General features: G+C 71.5%; 19 protein-coding genes and 1 pseudogene. 10 read left to right on the forward strand and 10 right to left on the reverse strand.

Annotated elements, in window-relative coordinates; translation table 11 throughout:
- Positions 1–45: 45 nt before the first annotated feature.
- Both O1G21_RS31535 and O1G21_RS31540 read left to right on the forward strand, forming a co-directional pair.
- Positions 46–240, forward strand: coding sequence for a DUF1918 domain-containing protein (locus O1G21_RS31535; protein ID WP_270148435.1), 195 nt, complete (start codon positions 46–48; stop codon positions 238–240).
- A 342-nt stretch (positions 241–582) separates the two neighbouring features.
- The gene (locus O1G21_RS31540; RefSeq protein ID WP_270148436.1) at positions 583–2,595 is read left to right on the forward strand and encodes an outer membrane protein assembly factor BamB family protein; all 2,013 of its coding nucleotides are present in this window, start codon (positions 583–585) and stop codon (positions 2,593–2,595) included.
- Between the two features lie 176 nt (positions 2,596–2,771).
- On the opposite strand, the gene O1G21_RS31545 is transcribed toward O1G21_RS31540, so the two are convergent.
- The 6 genes and pseudogenes from O1G21_RS31545 to O1G21_RS31565 form a co-directional block, all read right to left on the reverse strand.
- On the reverse strand, positions 2,772–3,341 hold the full coding sequence (locus tag O1G21_RS31545) for a DinB family protein (RefSeq protein WP_270148438.1): 570 nt from the start codon (positions 3,339–3,341) through the stop codon (positions 2,772–2,774).
- 55 nt (positions 3,342–3,396) lie between these two features.
- Positions 3,397–3,675, reverse strand: a pseudogene (locus O1G21_RS41480) (IS630 family transposase); the annotation flags it as partial.
- Between the two features lie 322 nt (positions 3,676–3,997).
- Positions 3,998–4,408 (reverse strand): VOC family protein, encoded by a 411-nt coding sequence (locus O1G21_RS31550; RefSeq protein ID WP_270148439.1) that lies wholly within the window; start codon positions 4,406–4,408, stop codon positions 3,998–4,000.
- Between the two features lie 169 nt (positions 4,409–4,577).
- Positions 4,578–5,858: an MFS transporter gene (locus O1G21_RS31555; protein WP_270148440.1), complete on the reverse strand. Its 1,281-nt coding sequence runs from the start codon at positions 5,856–5,858 to the stop codon at positions 4,578–4,580.
- A gap of 250 nt (positions 5,859–6,108) precedes the next feature.
- Positions 6,109–6,342 (reverse strand): DUF397 domain-containing protein, encoded by a 234-nt coding sequence (locus O1G21_RS31560; protein WP_270148442.1) that lies wholly within the window; start codon positions 6,340–6,342, stop codon positions 6,109–6,111.
- On the reverse strand, positions 6,339–7,199 hold the full coding sequence (locus O1G21_RS31565; RefSeq protein ID WP_270148443.1) for a helix-turn-helix domain-containing protein: 861 nt from the start codon (positions 7,197–7,199) through the stop codon (positions 6,339–6,341). Before O1G21_RS31565 ends, O1G21_RS31560 begins: the two co-directional genes overlap by 4 nt.
- A gap of 172 nt (positions 7,200–7,371) precedes the next feature.
- On the opposite strand from O1G21_RS31565, the gene O1G21_RS31570 reads away from it, so the two are divergent.
- From O1G21_RS31570 to O1G21_RS31580, 3 genes are all read left to right on the forward strand, one after another.
- Positions 7,372–7,785 (forward strand): ATP-binding protein, encoded by a 414-nt coding sequence (locus O1G21_RS31570; protein ID WP_270148444.1) that lies wholly within the window; start codon positions 7,372–7,374, stop codon positions 7,783–7,785.
- A gap of 48 nt (positions 7,786–7,833) precedes the next feature.
- Entirely contained in the window at positions 7,834–8,559 is a 726-nt protein-coding gene (locus tag O1G21_RS31575; protein ID WP_270148446.1) for a hypothetical protein, read from the forward strand.
- Between the two features lie 79 nt (positions 8,560–8,638).
- Positions 8,639–9,448, forward strand: a complete 810-nt coding sequence (locus O1G21_RS31580) for an alpha/beta fold hydrolase (RefSeq protein WP_270148447.1) — start codon at positions 8,639–8,641, stop codon at positions 9,446–9,448.
- Between the two features lie 87 nt (positions 9,449–9,535).
- Here the strand turns inward: O1G21_RS31580 and O1G21_RS31585 are convergent, their stop codons facing one another.
- Positions 9,536–10,525: an ArsR/SmtB family transcription factor gene (locus O1G21_RS31585; RefSeq protein WP_270148449.1), complete on the reverse strand. Its 990-nt coding sequence runs from the start codon at positions 10,523–10,525 to the stop codon at positions 9,536–9,538.
- 202 nt (positions 10,526–10,727) lie between these two features.
- Between O1G21_RS31585 and O1G21_RS31590 the strand changes: the two genes are divergently transcribed.
- Positions 10,728–12,125, forward strand: coding sequence for an alpha/beta fold hydrolase (locus O1G21_RS31590; RefSeq protein ID WP_270148450.1), 1,398 nt, complete (start codon positions 10,728–10,730; stop codon positions 12,123–12,125).
- A 73-nt stretch (positions 12,126–12,198) separates the two neighbouring features.
- Here the strand turns inward: O1G21_RS31590 and O1G21_RS31595 are convergent, their stop codons facing one another.
- Together O1G21_RS31595 and O1G21_RS41855 are read right to left on the reverse strand one after the other, a co-directional pair.
- Positions 12,199–12,756, reverse strand: coding sequence for a hypothetical protein (locus O1G21_RS31595; RefSeq protein WP_270148452.1), 558 nt, complete (start codon positions 12,754–12,756; stop codon positions 12,199–12,201).
- Positions 12,753–13,109: a hypothetical protein gene (locus tag O1G21_RS41855; RefSeq protein ID WP_405000744.1), complete on the reverse strand. Its 357-nt coding sequence runs from the start codon at positions 13,107–13,109 to the stop codon at positions 12,753–12,755. The genes O1G21_RS31595 and O1G21_RS41855 overlap by 4 nt, the downstream gene beginning before the upstream one ends.
- Before the next feature lie 382 nt (positions 13,110–13,491).
- Between O1G21_RS41855 and O1G21_RS31605 the strand changes: the two genes are divergently transcribed.
- Together O1G21_RS31605 and O1G21_RS31610 are read left to right on the forward strand one after the other, a co-directional pair.
- Complete coding sequence (locus O1G21_RS31605) at positions 13,492–13,923, forward strand: SRPBCC family protein (RefSeq protein WP_270148454.1); 432 nt, start codon at positions 13,492–13,494, stop codon at positions 13,921–13,923.
- 82 nt (positions 13,924–14,005) lie between these two features.
- Entirely contained in the window at positions 14,006–15,388 is a 1,383-nt protein-coding gene (locus tag O1G21_RS31610; protein ID WP_270148455.1) for a pyridoxal-phosphate dependent enzyme, read from the forward strand.
- A 34-nt stretch (positions 15,389–15,422) separates the two neighbouring features.
- Here the strand turns inward: O1G21_RS31610 and O1G21_RS31615 are convergent, their stop codons facing one another.
- On the reverse strand, positions 15,423–16,157 hold the full coding sequence (locus O1G21_RS31615) for a TetR/AcrR family transcriptional regulator (RefSeq protein WP_270148456.1): 735 nt from the start codon (positions 16,155–16,157) through the stop codon (positions 15,423–15,425).
- A gap of 98 nt (positions 16,158–16,255) precedes the next feature.
- Here O1G21_RS31615 and O1G21_RS31620 point away from each other — a divergent pair, with 98 nt between their 5' ends.
- Positions 16,256–17,245: an ATP-binding cassette domain-containing protein gene (locus tag O1G21_RS31620; RefSeq protein WP_270148457.1), complete on the forward strand. Its 990-nt coding sequence runs from the start codon at positions 16,256–16,258 to the stop codon at positions 17,243–17,245.
- The gene (locus O1G21_RS31625) at positions 17,245–18,066 is read left to right on the forward strand and encodes an ABC transporter permease (RefSeq protein WP_270148458.1); all 822 of its coding nucleotides are present in this window, start codon (positions 17,245–17,247) and stop codon (positions 18,064–18,066) included. The genes O1G21_RS31620 and O1G21_RS31625 overlap by 1 nt, the downstream gene beginning before the upstream one ends.
- Positions 18,067–18,121: the final 55 nt, after the last annotated feature.

Raw genomic sequence — 18,121 nt, forward strand, 5'->3', positions numbered from 1 at the left:
GTCGGTCCGCCCGGATCGTCGGCGCAGGACACGGAGGAGGCGCGTGTGTACGCAAGCGTGGGAGACCGTCTGGTCGTTCACGGCAGGGTCGTCGGCCAGCAGGATCATGTGGTGGAGATCGTCGAGGTCCTCGGGCCGAAGGGCGGCCCGCCCTACCGCGTTCGGGCGGAGAACGGTCACGAGACGATCACGAGCCCCGGACCCGATGCCGTCGTCGACCATCGGAAGGTCGGGGAGTAGCCGCGGCGTTGAGGCCTGAGGGCGGGTGCGCGGCGCGCCGGGATCGAACCCGGCGCACCGTGCACCCGTTGCGGGGGCGGTGGTTCGGTAGGGGAGGGCGGAACGTGGAGGCATGGTGTCGGTGACGCCGACCGGAGGAGGGGCGGACGTGCTGGTGACGCCGACCGGCGGGGCCGGGGCGGCCAAGACGACGCCGGCCGCGGCGCTGGTGGCGGTCGCCGGGCCGGGTCGGCTACGAATGCTGCACGGGGACGACTACTACTTCGCCGAGCCGGCGCAGGGCGGGGTGGGGGCGCCGGACGAGGCCGGGGTGGTTCGGCTGGATGTGGGGATCTGCGGTCGGTGGACGGAGGGCGCCTCGCCGAGGACGTCGATGCGGCGCTCGGGCAGGGCGGGGTGGTGGTCGTGGACGGGCCGTTCGCCCGCCGGGTCGCCCCGCGACGGCCCTGTGCACGGTTCGACGTCTTCGTCGACCTGCCGGCGGATCTGCGGCTGGCCCGCAAGATCGAGCGCAAGTGCGTCGCGGGCGGCTTCCCGCCGGGGATGCTGCTGCGGAACTACGTCGAGCACCGGCGGGCCGCTCATGAGCGCCATGTCGAGCCGCTGCGGGCGGAGTGCGACCTGGTGGTCGACGGTGCGCTGGCCCCGGAGGTGCTGGTCGGACAGGTGTGGCGGCGGCTGCCGTCAGGGCGGGTGAGGCCGCGATTTCGTAATGACGGGGCCGGTCAGGGCCTCCCATGTGCAGGAGAGGACGGGGTTTTCCCTGCTCTTTGTTTAGGATCTTGCTCTGCTCTGCGACGATCCGTTGATCGTCGCCCTACTGCGGGGGCGGCGCTTCGCAGGGGAGATACGGGCATGGCCGAGCGGCCCGAGGACGGTGTCGTCCGGGTGCGTACGAGGTGGCGCGCCAGGTTCGCCATGAGCAAGAACACCTGGATGGTGATCTCGGGCGGCGTGCTGGGGGCGATGTTCGCGAGCCTGGGCCTCGCGGTGCTGTTCGGCCCGGCGAACGGGTTCGGCGGCGACAGCCTCGCCTTCATGGGCGCCATCAGCATCCTCGGGCTGCTGCCCTGCGGTGCCGGCTTCGTCTGGGCGCTGATCCACCCCCGGCGCGGACTCCCCTCGGCGGCCGTCGGCACCGTGCTGGGGCTGGTCATCTTCCTCTGCTTCGCCGGGGACGGCCTCAACGACTCCTGGAAGGCCCCGCCGGACCACCCGTCCACCGTCCGCGCGATCGGCAGCTGGACCAGCGGGAGCCTGGTGGTGCGAGTGCGGCCCGACCGGGTGGTGGCCTACCGCAGCGGCAGCGGGTCGGTCGCCTGGCAGTGGACGCCGCCGGGCGAGGACTCCCTGTGCACCATGAGCCGGGGGATCGGCGCGGGCGGCATCGGCCTGGTCGGGCACTCCCCGCACGGCAAGCCCTGCGCGGCGGTGACCTCGCTGGACCTCGCGGACGGCAAGGAGGGCTGGACCGCCACCGTGAACGCCCCCGCCCGGGACGGGGACAGCGCGGATTCGGACCTCGTCGCGGTGGCCGGCACCCAGGCCGTGCTGCAGGGCACGGACGGCTGGCGGGCGGTACGGCTGACGGACGGCCGGGAGCTGTGGCGCAGCGCGCCCGACGCCGGATGCACGCCGCTGGAGGTCGCGGGCGGCGAGCAGGAGGTGGTGACGGCCGCGCAGTGCGGTGACGGGGCGGCGGTGCTGCGCTCGCTGACGCCCGGGGACGGGCAGGGGCGGACGCGGGTCGCCGTTCCGGCCGAGGGTGGGCTCAGGAATCTGATGGTGGTGTCGGTCGATCCGCTCGCGGTCTGGGTCGACGCCCAGGCCGAGCGCGGCACCCACGCGGTGCTCAGCTACGACCGGTCCGGGAAGCAGCGTGCCTCGATACCGGTCTCCGGCGACGAGTACGACCTGGACGTGATGCTCGGCGGGGTGCACGCCTTCGACGAGTTCACCGCCCGGCCGCTGTTCGGCGGGGTGGTGGTCGATGACCTGTTCATCGTCCCCGGCGAGAAGCCCGGCGACGTCACCATCAGTGGTGGCACCCATCCGGGCCGAACGGCCACCGGACGGCTGCTCGCGTACTCCCTGGCGGACGGCAGCAAGAAGTGGACGGCCAGCCTGGACGACCAGGTGACGGGTGTGCTGGTGGACGGGACGTCGGTGTGGGCGATGACGCGGGACAGGCTGACCCGGGTCGACGCGGCGACCGGTCGGCAGAGCCGTGAACTGGACGTCAACGACACGGCGTCGCTGTACCCGGTGGACCTGTCGGCGGCGGGCCGGGAACGGTTCACGGTCGTGGCGGAGGACGGGACGCGGGACGAGCCGCCGGTCCGGGGGATGAGCTGAGGACCGGCCCTGCCCGCGAGGTGCGGGCAGGGCCGGAAGGCTCTTACTGATCGTTTCATAATGAGTCGAGCCGCCGGCCTCTTGCCTGGTTCCCCGAAGTCGCCCTGGCCTACGGCCACCGCTGATTCGTCGATGCTCTCGTGCCGTGACCGAGAAGGTTCGCCGGGTGAGTGCGGTCAGCCGGATCGCGCTGCTTTCCACACCCACGACGTTCGGCGGGGAAGGCCATCGAGTTCCTGGCGGCCAGTGCACCAGAGAAGCACCTGGACAGGGTCTCCAGGAGGGGCGTCGGGGAACAGCCGGGCGAGCACGGCCGCGCACAGCGATGCGGGTGGCTGCCAGTCCACGGCCAGCCCCTGTGTGATGTCGTGAGTGTGCAGAAGGGTTTCGGCGACGCCCATTGCTGCGAAGCCCTCGGGATCACAGGGACCCCAGTGCCAGGCTCGCAAGGTCGGACTGGCTGCGGCCAACAGGCAGCTGAGGAGGCGGCCGCAGGCGGTGACCGTCTGGAGTACCTCCGTCGGGGAGGCGGTAGGGCGGACGTTCAGGTCGAACGGGAGGTAGGCGTCGGTGGGACGCGCGGCCACCTGCCCCGCGTAGGCCAGCAGGTCGTGCCCGATGTGCGCCGCCGTCTCCCAGCAGCTCCACTTCAGCGGACCTGCCGGCACCGTCCAGTCTTCGTCGGTATGCGGTCCGAGGACCTTCAGCATCTCTGCCAAGGCCGTGTCGACGTCCCGATGGTCCATGCGGAGTTCCTCGCGAGGTTCGTGCTGTGCAACTGGGCTGTTTCGTGGCGTCGGTTCACGCCGCTCGGGTTCCGGGTCGCCCTCCCCGGCGGATACCCTTCTCGCTGCGGATGCGGGCACGTTCACGGCGTTGGGCTGCCAGGACGTCGGGATGGCGGGCGTTGGCGTTGCGCCAGCGCAGGTAGGCATGCAGCGCGCGGGTCTGGACCGTGTGGTTCGGGTGGTTGGAGTTCGCCAGGGTGAACTGCCGCAGCGGTCCGAAGTGCGCCTCGATCGGGTTGGCCCAGGAGCAGTTGGTCGGGGTGAAACAAAGGTGGACGTTGTTGGCTCGGGCAGCCCTTCACCCGCTGGTCGCGACCAGCTGGGCGATCACCGGCACCCGGTTACCGCCGGCCGAGGCCAGCAGCATCATCGCCCGCCGATAGCGCACCGAACTCGTGCTGCCACGTCCGCACAATCCGCTGTAACTGCTGGCCCTCCTGGTCGGTCAGTCTCCGGACCTTGACCGGCTCCGCCACCACGCCTCCCCGAATCTCGGATGTCCACCCATATCCAACCGGTCCGAACGGTGCCACCGCCAACCCGGTGAACCTATGCGGTCAGAGCACGAGCGCCCATGAGCGATCAGTGGTGGCCGTAGCCCGGAAGGCTAGTTACTAGTCGTGCTTGGGCCAGATCGGGCCCTGGTCGGTCCAGATGACGCCCTTGTTGCGGCACAGGCAGAAGGGGTGGCCGACCGGGTCGGTGTAGACCTGCCAGCCGTAGCCGTTGGGGCCGATGAAGTCCTGCCTTAGCGTCGCGCCGAGGTCGAGGACGCGGCGCTGCTCGGACTCGATCTCGTCCACTTCGAAGTCGAGGTGGAACTGCTTGGGGTGCTCGCTGTCGGGCCACTGCGGAGCGCGGTAGTCGTCCACCCGGATGAATGCCAGCTCGATCTCGCCGAACTGGATGCCAGCCCAGTCCTCGGAGCTGCCTTCCTTGATCGGACGGCCCGTCACCTCGGAGTAGAAAGCCGCCAGATTCATCGTGTCCGGGCAGTCGATAATGAAATCGGTGAGTCGCAGCATTCCGTGATCTTGCCACAAGCTCACACCCGACTTCGAGACAGGCCCTGAGCAGCTCCGCTGAGGTGCGGGAACAGAGAGTTCCTGGGGGCTTCGCCCCCAGACCCCGTTCACCAGGGGCGGCCAGGTTTGTACCGCAGATGCGGATCAGCAGCGGACTTCGGCGGAGACGCTAGCTGGCCAGACCCGCTGCCCGGGTCTCGATGGCGGTCTCCTTCCGCGGGATGGTGCCCGCCCTCGGTGCCTGTCGCACGGCCCGGTTCGCCGTGGTCAACAGGGCAAGGGCGAGCAGCCATGCTCCGCAGAGCCAGACCAGCGGCTTGGCGCCCAGTGCGCTGATCAGCGCGCCGCCTGCAAGCGTGCCGATTGACAACGCCCCCGTGGTGAACGTCGAGATCGTGCTCGTCGCACGGCCTCGCAACTCGTCGGGGGTGATGCTCAGCTGGTGGGTGGTCATCGCCACGGCGTACACAGGAGCCACCAGGGACTCGCCAGCCGCGACTGCGGCCAGCAGCAGCGGGCTGGGGGCCAGCGCGTACAGCGGGAACATCACCGCCTCCAGCCACAACATCACCACGGCGATCCGACCGAGTCGGAACCGACGCGTAACCCGGTCCGACACCAACGCCCCTACCATCGCGCCGACTGCCGCTCCGCTGAAGATGACACCGATCCACAGCGACGATGAGCCGAGCTGCTGGGCAAGAGCGATGATCAGCAGATAGCCGGCTCCATAGCGGGCCTTGTCAGCGGCCGTTACCAGAGTGAGAAAGCGGATGACCGGCTCACGCCACAGCCAGCTGAGCCCTTCCCGGATCTCCGTGGTGAGTCGAGCCCTCGTTCGGACGACGTCGTGCCGCTCCACCTGGAATCGGGCGCGCATCAGGCGCAGCGAGGCTGCAGACACGGCGAATGACACCGCGTTGACGGCAAACGGCACGACCTGCCCGACGGCGTAGAGCGCACCGGCGAGCGGAGCTCCGAAGATGCTCACCGCGCTGGCGGCGGACTGCTGGTAGCCGAGGGCCGTGGGCAACTGCGGGGTATCGACGATGTTCGGCAGGGCCGCGGTGCTGGCAACCTGGAAGACAGTCCCCGAAAACCCGGCGAGCACGGCCGTCGCATACAGCTGGGGCATCGTGAGTCGGTCCAGCCACGCCGCGACAACGACGCTGGAGGTCAGCACGGTCCGGCCGACCTCGCACCAGAACATGGTGGTCTTGCGGTCCCATCGGTCGACAAGTGCCCCCGCGACCAGCCCGAACGCGAGGAAGGAGACGGTTCCCAGGCCCAGTACGAACCCGGCCTGGGTGGCCGATCCGGTGAGGGCCAGGACGACCAGCGGCAAGGCCATGAACTGGGCCTGGTCGCCGATGGCAGATATCAGTTGGCTGCTCAGCAGCAGCGAGAAGTCCCGGTTCCGGAGCAAGCCGGAACCACGAAAGGTATTCATTGTTGTTACGCTCCGTGACAGCTCTAGGGCACAAGGGTGGCGTCGAAGCTGGTGTCCGAGCTAAGAGACACGGGGCGTTGTAAGCACGGGCGGACCTTACCCCGGTGCGACCGGGACCGCATGCGAATTTGCTGTGAGAGGCCGGCACGCTGACGGATCGTTCAGAATGTGCAGCGCAGGCGGCGGAGGCATGACTGCCTCCCGATAGCTGGTGGCCCTGCTCGTGATGTCGAGCAGGGCAACCATCAGACTAGGCGGTGAAGCGGGGGTCGCGGGCTTCGATGGCCTGGACGAAGGCGGTCCACTCGGAGCGGTTGAAGGCGAGGTGGGGGCGGCTGGGATCCTTGTCGTCGCCGAGCCAGACGTCGCCGTTGTCGAAGCGGGCGATGATCACACAACTGCCGTTGTCGTCAGCAGAGAAGGGTGACTTGACCCACTCGGCGTCGATTGAGTTGTGATCGTAGGGGTCGTGCTTCGCGCTCACGTCAGCTCTTCCAACTTGCGTTCAAGGACGGTGATGGTCTCCTCGGGCGACAACGCGCAGCGCTCGACACGAGCGAAGGCCCGCTCGGCCCGTCGTACGTCGCGTCCCGTTCTACGCGGGAGCATACCTCCGACGGCTTCGATGAAGACGAAGCCTCCATCGGGGTCACCAGGGAACCGCATCAGCACAACGCCCGAGGCCAGAATGCCAGGTCGGCCAGCGCTGAGCGGAACCATCTTGACGGTGATGTTGGGGTATTGGGCGACCTTGATCACGTGTCGGATCTGGTCCGCGAGGACCCGTTGATCGCCTGCGACCAACAGCGCGACTTCTCCGAAGTAGGCATCGAACTTGAGTGGTTGGCCGTCGGTCAAGCGACTCTGTCGACGGAGGCGTACTTCGGTCGCGGCTTCGATCTGTTCATCGTTGGGTGCGCTCAAACTGGCTGCGATCATCTCGGCCGCGTAACCCTCGGTTTGGAGCAGCCCAGGGAAAGCGGCAGGGAAGTACTCCGAGATGTGAGAGGCGTCGGCTTCGAGGTCGAGATACTCGGCGAAGGCGGCTGTGATGCTGTCGGCGAAGTCCAGGCTGCGCCACCAGCGCCGCGTAGGGCCTGCGCTGAGCAGACCCTCAAGATCCGCTCGTTCCTGACCGGTGATGCCGTAGTGGTCCAGAAGGATCTTCAGATCTGCCGCACTGATCGGCTGGTGCGCGCGCTCAATTCTGCTGAGCCGGGCGGGGTTCCAGCCCTTCAGGCCGGCTGTGGCGTCCGCCAGGGTCTTGTTGTTCTCCAGCCGCCAGTTGCGTAGCTCGTCGCCGAGGCGGATCTGCCTGATTGCGGACAGCTCCTTGCTCAAGTGGCGCCCCTCCCAATCGGTGTGGACCGCCAGTCTTGCGGCTGTCTCGACCGTTTTCAAGATCCACGGAATTGTGATTGCGTTCGGGTTGCAGGTTCGAATTAACATGCATCACACTCAACGTGACCGCACGGACACGCACCTGACGTCGTGTCGAAGCGAAGGGGCACCCATGTCCGCGTTGAGCACACCTCTCTTCCACATCTCCGAGCTCTGCCTCGCCGACCACTCCACCTCGGTCCGTACCGCCCGCCGGTACGTCCGGGACCAGTTGGGCTCCTGGGGCTACCAGGGCGACAAGGTCGACGACCTCGTCCTCATCACCTCCGAACTCGTCACCAACGCCGTCGTCCACGCCTGCCAGGGCCAGGGCGAAGTCCGGCTCCACCTCCAGGAGTTCACCGGCGACTGCCGGCTCGAAGTGTGGGACCCGCGCTTCGACCTCCCGATCCAGGGCCGCGAACCCCGCCGCTTCCGTGAGGGCGGCCGGGGCATCGAACTCGTCCGCGAACTCGCGCTCGACTTCGGCGTCATCACCCGCCGGGGCTCGGGCAAGCGCGTGTGGGTCCGCATCCTGCTCAACTGAGCGTCACCAACGCCCAATTCACCCAACGAACCAAGGGAGTACACCCCCATGCACCCCGCCGCGATCGCCTTCCGCAGCCCCGCCGCCCTGCAGGCCCGATGCGACTACGGCCGCGTCCGCCGCCTCTACTTCGAGCCCGACTACGAGACCTGCGCCGTCGTCCCCGACCCCGCCTCCTGGGAGCCCCTCCCCACCGGCTACGCCGAGCGCTTCGCCCCCGGCTACTTCACCCCCGACACCGGCCTGATCGAGCTCTTCAGGCTCCCCGCCACCGTCACCGACCGCGACACCCTCGCCGCCATGGTCGACACCCTCGGCGATCCGTACCCCGTCACCCTCGGTGACACCGAGGACCCGCCCGGCGAGCCCACCACCCACGTCCTCCCAGAGTCCGGGAGCCGCCCCGGCATCCACGTCGACAACCACCAGAACCTCCCCTACGGCGAGCGCAGGAAGTCCCGGCGGCGACTGTGCGTGAACCTCGGTCCGGGCAGCCGCTACCTCCTCCTCGCCGACACCGACATCCTCTCGATCTGCCGCTGCGTCCAGGACCGCTACCAGGACCACCACCCCTCCACCGGCGACCTGCGCACGTACGTCGCCCTCCACCGCCCGCTGCGCCTCCTCCGCCTGCGGATCGACCCCGGCGAGGGCTGGTTCGCGCCCACCTCCTTCCTCCCGTACGACGAGTCCACCGAGGGCCTGGACCTGCCCTCCGCCACCTCCTCCTGGCTCGGTCACTGGGAGCCGCACCTCTTCGACTCGCTGATCTGACCGATCCGACCGATCTGACCGTTCCAACCGCTTGTGTCAGGCTGGTGGGGGAGCACCGCCAGAGCTCGGGAGGCTCGTGATGGCCGAGATCAGGGTGAACGGGGTCTCACTGCACTACGAGGCCCGAGGCGAGGGGCCCGGCGTCGTCCTGGTGCACGGTTCGTGGAGCGACGCGGACTCCTGGGCGCGGGTGCTGCCGGGCCTGGCCGAGTCCACCACCGCCGTCGCGTACGACCGCCGGGGCCACAGCCGCAGCGAGGACCTGCTCACCCAGGGTTCGGTGCACGAGGACGCGGCCGACCTGGCCGGTCTGATCCAGGGACTCGGCCTCGCACCGGCCTTCGTCTACGGGGACTCCTACGGCGCCCTGATCACCCTCCGGCTCGCCGCCGCCCGGCCCGACCTGCTGCGCGGCATCGCGGTGCACGAGCCGCCGGGCAGCGGCCTCCTGCTGACCGACCCGGACCTGCGACCGATCGGCACCGCCTTCGCCGACCGGATCGCCGCCGTCCGGGAGCTGCTGGAGCAGGCCGAGTCCGCCGCGGCCGCCGAACTGTACGTGGACAGCCTGGCCTTCGGCCCGGGCGCCTGGGAGCAGCTGCCGGCGCCGGTCCGGCACACCTACATCCGCAACGCTCCGACCTACCTGGACGAGCTGCGCGACCCGGACGCGCTGGACCTCGACCTCACCGGGCTGGCCCGGTTCAGCGAGCCCGCGCTGCTCACCCAGAGCGACGACAGCGTGCCGATGTTCGGTGAGGTGCTGGACCTGATCGACCTCGCCCTGCCGAAGGCGGAGCGGCACGTGTACGGGGGCGCCGGTCACGCTCCGCATCTGTCGCAGCCGGAGGAGTGGGTGCGGGTGGTGCTCCCGCGCGCGTTGGTGTGAACCGACCTGGGGGGCGCGAAAACCGGGGCACGCGCCGGTGCGTGCGCCCTCGCCATGTGCCCTCACCATGCGCCTCACCATGTGCCCCTATCGACCCGCCAGTAGCTCCTCCCCGCGCGGCGTCCGCCGGTACAGCACCTCCCGCCCGCTGCGCACCCGGCTCACCAGGCCCGAGCGGTGCAGCACCCCCAGGTGGTACGAGACCGTCCCCGCGCTCAGGTAGTGCCGGGCGGCCAGCGCGGCGGTGGTCGCCGGATCGACCAGCGCGGCCAGCAGGTCCGCCCGGGTCGGCCCGAGCAGCTGGGCCAGCGCCGGCGTGGGCGTCTGCGGGACGGCCGCCGGCGGCGCGATCGGGTACATCAGCGTCGGCGGCCGGTGGCAGCCGTCGACCGGATCCAGGATGACGTGGATCCGGCGGCTCACCAGCGTCGGCATCAGCAGCACCATCCGGGCGGGCAGCGTCACCTCGAAGCGGCTCTCCAGCTGGATCAGCCCGTCCGACCAGGAGAGCTGCGGCGCGAGGGAGTTGAACAGCGCGCCGGAACCGTGCCGGGCGAGGAAGCGGCCCCGCTGGTCGATCTCGGCGTCCAGCACCGCCCGGGCGTCCGGCCAGTACGGTGCGAGCGCCAGCTCCCAGTACCGGCCCAGCTCGTCGGCGATCCGCTCGGCGAAGTGGCGCGGGCCGCGCTCCAGGCCGCGCAGCACCGCGTCCGGAACCGGACGGCCCGCCAGATTGGCGGCGGCGATCCCGCGCTGGACGGTTTCCAGCTCGGCCCGGACCCGGTCGGGGTCGGTGCGGCGGACGGCCTCCAGCTGCTCCGCCACCGTCGGCTCGGGGCCGGTGGGGTGGGGGGAGAGGAAGTCGGGGATGTAGCCGCCGTCCTGTTCCAGTGCCAGCCCCGACAGCAGCTCCAGCTTTTCCCGGCGCAGCACCCGGCGGGTGCGGCTCACCCAGGCGTACGGGCCGGTGCGGGAGTTGAGCCCGGAGGCCATCAGGGTGTTGACCGCCTCGTGCAGCGGTGAGACCGCGAAACGGGTGCGGGCGAGCCCGGCCGAGTCGATGGTGAGCCGGATCATGCCGTCGTCCCCCCTGCCGGACCTGCTGGACCTGTCGGAACTGTCGGACCGTACGAACGAGTCGGTTTTGTCGGCCTTTCGGGCCGGAACCCTTCGACCCTGGTCGAATCCTGACACGAATGCTCGCGTTCGAAGTCGCCCCCGCCCAAGCTGTTTCCCGTGACCGCGTCAGCACGGACGCGGCGCGAGCGGAAGGACGAACATGACGAGCAAGCGCGGCCGCATCGCCGCCCTGCTGGGCGCCGTCGCGGTGGTCGCCGGCACCACCCTGGCCACTCCCGCCGCCGCGGCGCCGGACCAGTCGGCCGGGGCGCACCGGCACGGCGGCGGGATCACCGGGCAGGCACCCTGCCAGGGCGCGCCGGAATTCACCTGCGGGACCATCACCGTGCCGCTCGACCACAGCGGCCGAACCCCCGGCACCCTCCAGCTCGACGTGGCGATGACCGGCAACGCCGACGCCCCCAAGGGCGACCTGCTGTTCCTCACCGGCGGCCCCGGCCAGCCCGGCGTGCCGCTGATCCGCCGGATCGCGGGCAAGATCGCACCCGTACTGAAGGACTACCGGCTGGTCATGTACGACCAGCGCGGCACCGGCGAGCGCGCCCTGCAGTGCCCAGGCCTGCAGGAGGACATGGGCTCCTCCGACCTCGCGGTGCCGCGCAAGCAGTCCATCGCCGACTGCGCCACCGCCCTCGGCCCGAACGCCCGCTTCTACAGCAGCGCGGACACCGTCGGTGACATCGACCTGCTGCGCCAGGCCCTCGGCGACCACCGGCTGACCCTCGACGGCGTCTCCTACGGCACCTTCGTCGCCGAGCGCTACGCCCTCGCCCACCCGGCGCACGTGGCGCGGCTGGTGCTCGACTCGGTGGTGCCGCAGGGCGGTTACGACCCGCTGGACCTAGTCGCGCTGCCCGCCACCGCCCGGGTGCTGCGCACCGCCTGCCAGGCCACCGGCTGCACCACCGACCCGGCCGAGGACCTGGCCGTCACCGTCCGCACGTACGGCAACGGGGCGCAGATCCTGGACGCGCTCACCAGCTACGAGTTCGCCGACCCCGACTACGGCGGGGTGCCGGAAGCCCTGCACGAGGCCGCCGGCGGCCACCCGGAGAAGCTCCAGGCCTTCATCGACCAGGTGCACAAGGCCGACGCCGCCCCGGCCGGTGCGCTCAGCCAGGGCCTGCACGCCGCCACGCTGTGCGCGGACGGGCGCTACCCGTGGGGCTCCTCGGACACCCCGGTCGAGGGCCGGGCGGCCGCGCTGGAGGAGACCCGGCAGGACCTGACCGTCGAACAGACCTGGCCGTACGACCCCGCGACCGCGACCGGGCTGGGCAGCCTGCTGGTCTGCCTGGACTGGCCGCGCGAGCAGGTGCCGCCGCTGCCGCCGGCGCACCGCAAGCTGCCCAACGTGCCGGTGCTGCTGCTCGGCGGGGACCGGGACCTCTCCACCCCGTACGAGTGGCTGCACCAGCAGGCGGAGCTGACGCACGACCCGGAGGTCGTGATCGTCCCGGGGGCGGCGCACTCGGTGCAGACCCGGGCGGCGAACCCGGCCGGACGGCAGGCGGTCTACGACTTCCTGCTCAAGTAGCGGGCCTACCCGCCCGAGCGACCAGCCGGCGGCGGTCCGTTCCGCACAGGGGACGGAACGGCCCGCCACCGGCTCAGCGTTCGGCCGCGTCCCAGCCGTCGTCGGGCAGGGCGCGGTCCCGCTCGGGGCAGTCGGGGTGGTCGTAGCCCCAGAGGCTGACCTTGTGCAGCAGCCAGTCCGTCAGGGGCGGTTGGTCGTGGTCGAGCCGATCGACCAGGACGAAACCGACCCGGACCTCCTCGGCCGGCGCGACCTCCAGGGTCCGCTGGCCGGGGATGTTCTCGTAGGTCACCGTCTCCCAGGAGCAGCCGGCGGCGGTGAGCTCGGCGATCAGCGCGGACTCGGTGACGCGCGTGTCGTACGTCCGCAACCCGCCGCCGTCCACGGGGAGTTCCAGCTCGCCGTGCCAGGTCGGCAGGGAGAAGGAGCGGAGTCGGCGGCAGCGGCAGAAGACCGTCCAGGCGTCGCCCCAGCCGAAGGCGTGCGGCCAGCGGTCGTCCCTGTGGACGCGCCCGGAGTCGTACGGGTCGCCGAAGCGGGTGGCGAGTCGGGGCAGTGAGGCGTCGTAGCGCAGGCCGCCGAGGTCGGCGGTGGTGGCGAGTTCGGTGAGCCGGGTCAGGAAGTCCGTCATCCCAGGCACCCGCGCACCGCCTCGATCAGCCGGTCGGCGCGGGCGTCGCCGTGGCCGATCATCCGGTTCGCCACGTAGCCGAAGCCGACGCCGAACTCGTCGTCCCCGCAAGCGAACCGGCCGCCCGCGCCGTCGTTGCCGAAGCCGCGCGGGCCGAGCAGCGGACGGAACGCGGGGGAGTCGAGCAGCAGGCCGGAGCCCGATTGGGCGCCGCCCCACGGCTCGACCACCTTGCCGCCGTCGACGAACACCGTGACGGCGGCGCCGAGTTCGGGGAAGTCGGTGAAGTCGCCGGCGAAGGCGTCCGCGACGGCGCCGTAGCGGTCGTCGGCCCACCCCTGGTCCTGCTGCATCCGTGGTGCCCCGTTCTGCTCGCGTGGCGGCCGCGTGCGGCGACTGTGCGTCGCGTCTGCGCGTCGCGTCCGCGCCTGGCGTCCGCCAAGATCATCGACCGGACCACGCTACGGGGTGGGAGCAGCCGTGAGGAGGGGTTTCGGCGAGGCCGGGACGGGTGGGGCCGGTGTGACGGCCCGGCCCGCCGGCTCAGTGACCGGCGGTCGCGGTTCGGCGGAGAGACCGGTGCGGCCAGGCGCCGAGCCCGAGCGCCGTGCCGATGCCGACGAAGGCCGCCGCGGGCGCGAAGGTGCGGGTGCGTACGGACCGGCGCAGGCTGGAGGGAGCGTGACGGCCCGGCCGAGCCGGGTCGGGCCGCCGGCTCGGGAGGTGAGGCATCCGATGAGCAGACTGGTGGAACAGATCGATATCGACGCCCCGGCCGATCAGGTCTGGGCGCAACTGCACCGATTCGACGAGTATCCGAACTTCGTGGACGGTGTGCGCAGCGCGTTCGCGGAACGTGACAACCAGGCGCACTTCGACATCACCGCCGCGGGCGGGCCGCGCGGCATCGACACCGAGCTCATCGATCGGAGCGGGGAGCAGGTGCTCGCGTGGCGGACGACCAGTGGCATACCCGAGTTGAGGGGCAGCCTTGCCGTGCGCGAGCTGGATCGCGGGCACTGCGCGCTCCAGGCGCGGCTGGAGTACGACGGGGACGAGCTGCAGGACGCGTTCGGCGGACCGAAGGGCTTCGCCCAGGTGCGGGCCGTCGAGCAGGCGGTACGGACGGACCTGGAGCAGTTCAAGGAGCTGGTCGAGCACCGGTAGAGCTCTCCCGGGGCGGACGGCGGCTATCCGACCTCGGGTTTGGGCAGGCTCGTTCGGACATATCGAGCGAAGGGTGCCCGCGATGGCCGCAGTTCACGAGTCCGTCCTCGACGCGATCGGCGGGACGCCGCTGTTCCGCCTCGCCCGACTGGGCGCCGGTATCGCCGCGCCGGTCTACGCCAAGGCCGAGTTCCTCAACATCGGCGGCAGCGTCAAGGACCGCGCCGCGCTGTCGATGATCCTGGCCGCCGAGCGGGACGGCCTGCTGGAGCCGGGCGGGACGATCGTCGAGGCGACCTCCGGCAACACCGGGATCGGGCTGGCCATCGTCGGGCGGCAGCGCGGGTACCGGGTGATCGCCGGGGTGTCGGACAAGTCGGCGGCCGAGAAGGCGGACATCCTGCGGGCCTACGGCGCGGAGGTGGTGCTCGCGACGACCTCCGTGCCGCAGGAGGACCCGCGGCACCTGTTCAACGTCGTCCGGCGGCTCGCCGAGGAGATCCCCGGGGCCTGGCTCGCCAACCAGTACGACAACCAGGCCAATCCCGACGCTCATGTCCGGACCACCGGCCCGGAGGTCTGGGAGCAGACCGGCGGCCGGGTGACCCACTTCGTCGCGGGCGTCGGTACGGGCGGCACCGTCACCGGCACCGGCGGCTACCTCAAGCAGGTGTCCGGCGGGGCGGTGACCGTCATCGGCGCGGACCCGGAGTCCTCCTCGTACGGGGGCGGGGACGGCAGCCCGTGGTTCGTCGAGAGCATCGGCCACTTCCTCCACCCCGAGACGGTCGAGGACCGCTGGCCGCAGGCGTACCGCTCGGAGGTGGTCGACTCCTTCGAGCGGATCCCGGACCGGGAGTCGCTGCTGACGGCCCGCCGGCTCGCCCGCGAGGAGGGCCTGCTGGTCGGCCCGTCCTCCGGTGCGGCGGTGGCGGCGGCGCTGCGAGTGGCGCGCCGGCTGGGGCCGGACGACCTGGTCGTGGTGCTGCTGCCGGACTCGGGCCGCTCCTACCTGTCCAAGGTGCACAGTGACACCTGGATGCGGCGGTGGGGCTTCCTGGAGGAGGAGGCGGCGGACGGCCTGCGGCCGCTGCTGGAGGCGGCCGGCCCGCTGGTGACGGTGGATGCGGACGCGACCGTCGGCGAGGCGCTGGAGGCGCTGCGGTTCGCGCCGGGCGGGGTCGCCCCGGTCGTGCTGCCGCGGGCGGCGCGCCCGTACGGGGTGGCCGACGCGGAGGTGCTCGGCTCGGTGTCCCGGGAGGTGCTGCGGGCGGCGCTCGCGGACGGCGGGGCCAAGCCCGACGGCCCGGTGCGCCCGCTGCTCGGGCCGGCCCTGCCGACGGCGGGGGTCGGGCAGCCGGTGGCCGAGGCGCGGGAGCTGCTGGCGGCGGGCGGGCGTCCGGCGGTGGTGGTGCTGGTGGACGGGAAGGCGGCCGGGGTGCTGACCGAGGAGGTGCTCGGCTGACCCCCGGCCTCGGGGCTGACTCCCGGCCGCGGGGCTAACTGCCCGCCATGGGCGCCAGGATGGCGGAGATCACCCGGTCCAGGGTGCGGTCGAAGGCCTGGTCCGGGTCGGCCGGTGGTCCGGCGGTGGCGAAGGCCTGGGCCAGGTTGGGGTAGGCGCCGCTCGTCGCCGCCTGGGTGAGGTAACCGACCATCTCCGCCTGCCACTTGGCGCTCGCGGCCGCCGTCTGCTCGTACTGGGCGAACTGGCAGATGAAGCCGTTGAACATCGCCATCGCCTCCATCCGCGCGCCGCCCGGCAGGCCGGTGGGGGCGGTGACGGCGAGGAAGTGGTCGGTGTAGCGCAGGGCGTTGGGGCCGATGCCCGGGCGGGCGACGACCAGCGCGGGCAGCCAGGGGTGGCGGCGGAAGATGGTGAGCTGCTCGTGCCCGAGGGCCGTCAGGTCGGCCCGGACGTCGCCGCTCGGCTCGGCGGGCAGCCGGTACTCGGCGCAGGCCGCGTCGAGCATCAGGTCGAGCAGGTGCTCCTTCTTCGGCACGTAGTTGTAGAGCGACATGGTGCCCGCGCCGAGCGCGGCCGCGACCCGGCGCATCGAGACGGCGTCCAGGCCCTCGGCGTCGGCGATCGCCATGGCGGCCGCCGCGATGGAGTCGCGGCTGTGGGCCGGGCGGGGCCCGCGGCCGGTGCGCTCGGGGCGCAGCCAGATCAGTTCGGGGGCCTCGGGGGGCACGGGCTTGTCGCCGGTGGCGGGGGGCTTGCTGGACGGCACGGAAAGATCACCTCGCCGTCCATCTTAGATAGGTACAGCGTACGTAGTAGCATCGTCCCAAGCTTCTACGTACGCTGTACCTAGAGAAGGGCGGAGCCATGTCCGACGCCACCCGACCCGCCGCCCACGCGGCGGGCCCCGCCATCGAGATGGTGGGCGTGGAGAAACGATTCGGGGCCACCAAGGCCCTGCGCGGCCTCGACCTGACCGTCCCGGCCGGCACCGTCTGCGGCCTCCTCGGTCCCAACGGCGCCGGCAAGACCACCGCCGTCCGGGTTCTGGCCACCCTGGTCGCCCCCGACCGCGGCACCGTCCGGGTCGCCGGGCACGACGCCGTCCGCAACGCCGAGGAGGTCCGGCGGGCGATCGGCCTCGCCGGGCAGCACGCCGCGCTGGACGAGGGCATCACCGGCCGCGACAACCTCCACCTGTTCGGCCGGCTGCACCGCCTCGGTGCCCGCCGGGCCATGGCGCGCGCCGACGAACTGCTGAACCGCTTCGACCTCGCCGAGGCCGGCGACCGGCTCGTCCGCACCTACTCCGGCGGCATGCGCCGGCGCCTCGACCTGATCGCCAGTCTGGTCACCAGTCCGCCGGTGCTCTTCCTGGACGAGCCCACCACCGGGCTCGACCCGCGCAGCCGCCAGGAGATCTGGGACACCGTCAAGGAGTTGGCCGACGGCGGCACCACCGTGCTGCTCACCACCCAGTACCTGGAGGAGGCCGACCGCCTCGCCGACGACATCGTGGTGGTCGACCACGGCGCCGCGATCGCCACCGGCCCGCCGGCCCGGCTCAAGGCGGCGATCGGCAGCGAGGTCTCCGTCACCCTGGCCGAACCTGGTCAACTCGCCGCCACGGCCGTGGTGTTGTCGGCACTGTCGGGCAATGACGCGCACGTGGACGTCGCCGAGCGGACGGTCACGGTGCTGACCGCGCCGGGCGCGTCCGTCCTGCTGCCGTCGCTGGTACGGGAGTTGGACTCCGCCGGGGTCGTCGCCGAGGACGTCGCGGTGCGCCCGCCCTCGCTCGACGACGTGTTCCTCGCGCTCACCGGTGAGTCCGCCGCCCTGGGGAGGGCCGCCTGATGTCCGCCGTCGCCCACACCGCCGCGCGTCCGTCCGTCGTGGCCCGGCTGGTCTCCGACACCGGGACCTCGATGCTCCGCGTCCTGCTCAACTACCGCCACTCGCCGGGCCTGTTGGCCGCCTCGCTGGGCGTGCCGGTGGTCATGGTGGTGGTCTTCGGGTACGTCTTCGGCAGCGCCATGCAGGTGCCCGGCGGCGGGGACTACCGGGAGTTCCTGATGCCCGGACTGTTCGCCATGGTCGCCACCAACGGCATCATGCCCACCATGGTCGGCGCCGCCCGCGACGTCGGGCGCGGGGTCACCGACCGGCTGCGCTCGATGCCGATCTCCCGCACCGGCCTGCTGCTCGGGCAGACCCTCGCCGACCTGCTGGTCAGCGTCGTCGTGCTGGCGCTGCTGGCCCTGGTCGGGCTGGCCGCCGGCTGGCGCGCCCGGCACGGCGCGGCCGACGCGCTGGAAGCCTTCGCGCTGCTGCTGCTCTTCCGCTTCGTGATGACCTGGGCCGGCACACTGCTCGGCCTGGCCGTCGGCAAGGAGGAAACGGCCGGTCAACTCTCCGTCGTGGTCTTTCCGTTGGCGATGGTCACCAATGCGTACGTGCCCACCGGCGGGATGCCCGGCTGGCTGCGGGTGATCGCCGACTGGAACCCGATCAGCTCCGTGGTCGAGGCGGCTCGCGAGCTCTTCGGCAACCCGGCGGCGCCCGGCACCGCCTGGCCGATGCAGCACGCCGTGCCGGCCACGCTGCTCTGGAGCGCCGTGCTGCTCCTGCTCTGCGGGCCGCTGGCCGTACGGAAGTTCGCCACCCACGGGCGGTGACCCGCCCGGTCCGGCGAATGTGCTGGACACCACGGCCGGTGTGGCTTTAGGTGGG

Origin of the sequence: Kitasatospora cathayae, assembly GCF_027627435.1 — a bacterium.
In the GTDB taxonomy this organism is placed as follows: Bacteria; Actinomycetota; Actinomycetes; order Streptomycetales; family Streptomycetaceae; genus Kitasatospora; species Kitasatospora cathayae.

Excerpts from the sequence above, each read along its gene's own strand:
- O1G21_RS31620 (WP_270148457.1), top strand. The coding sequence starts at position 16,256 with ATGTCCGACGCCACCCGACCCGCCGCCCACGCGGCGGGCCCCGCCATC.
- O1G21_RS31555 (WP_270148440.1), bottom strand. The coding sequence starts at position 5,858 with ATGAATACCTTTCGTGGTTCCGGCTTGCTCCGGAACCGGGACTTCTCG.
- O1G21_RS31570 (WP_270148444.1), top strand. The coding sequence starts at position 7,372 with ATGTCCGCGTTGAGCACACCTCTCTTCCACATCTCCGAGCTCTGCCTC.
- O1G21_RS31545 (WP_270148438.1), bottom strand. The coding sequence starts at position 3,341 with ATGGACCATCGGGACGTCGACACGGCCTTGGCAGAGATGCTGAAGGTC.
- O1G21_RS31625 (WP_270148458.1), top strand. The coding sequence starts at position 17,245 with ATGTCCGCCGTCGCCCACACCGCCGCGCGTCCGTCCGTCGTGGCCCGG.
- O1G21_RS31605 (WP_270148454.1), top strand. The coding sequence starts at position 13,492 with ATGAGCAGACTGGTGGAACAGATCGATATCGACGCCCCGGCCGATCAG.
- O1G21_RS31585 (WP_270148449.1), bottom strand. The coding sequence starts at position 10,525 with ATGATCCGGCTCACCATCGACTCGGCCGGGCTCGCCCGCACCCGTTTC.
- O1G21_RS31575 (WP_270148446.1), top strand. The coding sequence starts at position 7,834 with ATGCACCCCGCCGCGATCGCCTTCCGCAGCCCCGCCGCCCTGCAGGCC.
- O1G21_RS41855 (WP_405000744.1), bottom strand. The coding sequence starts at position 13,109 with ATGCAGCAGGACCAGGGGTGGGCCGACGACCGCTACGGCGCCGTCGCG.
- O1G21_RS31550 (WP_270148439.1), bottom strand. The coding sequence starts at position 4,408 with ATGCTGCGACTCACCGATTTCATTATCGACTGCCCGGACACGATGAAT.
- O1G21_RS31595 (WP_270148452.1), bottom strand. The coding sequence starts at position 12,756 with ATGACGGACTTCCTGACCCGGCTCACCGAACTCGCCACCACCGCCGAC.
- O1G21_RS31590 (WP_270148450.1), top strand. The coding sequence starts at position 10,728 with ATGACGAGCAAGCGCGGCCGCATCGCCGCCCTGCTGGGCGCCGTCGCG.
- O1G21_RS31580 (WP_270148447.1), top strand. The coding sequence starts at position 8,639 with ATGGCCGAGATCAGGGTGAACGGGGTCTCACTGCACTACGAGGCCCGA.
- O1G21_RS31610 (WP_270148455.1), top strand. The coding sequence starts at position 14,006 with ATGGCCGCAGTTCACGAGTCCGTCCTCGACGCGATCGGCGGGACGCCG.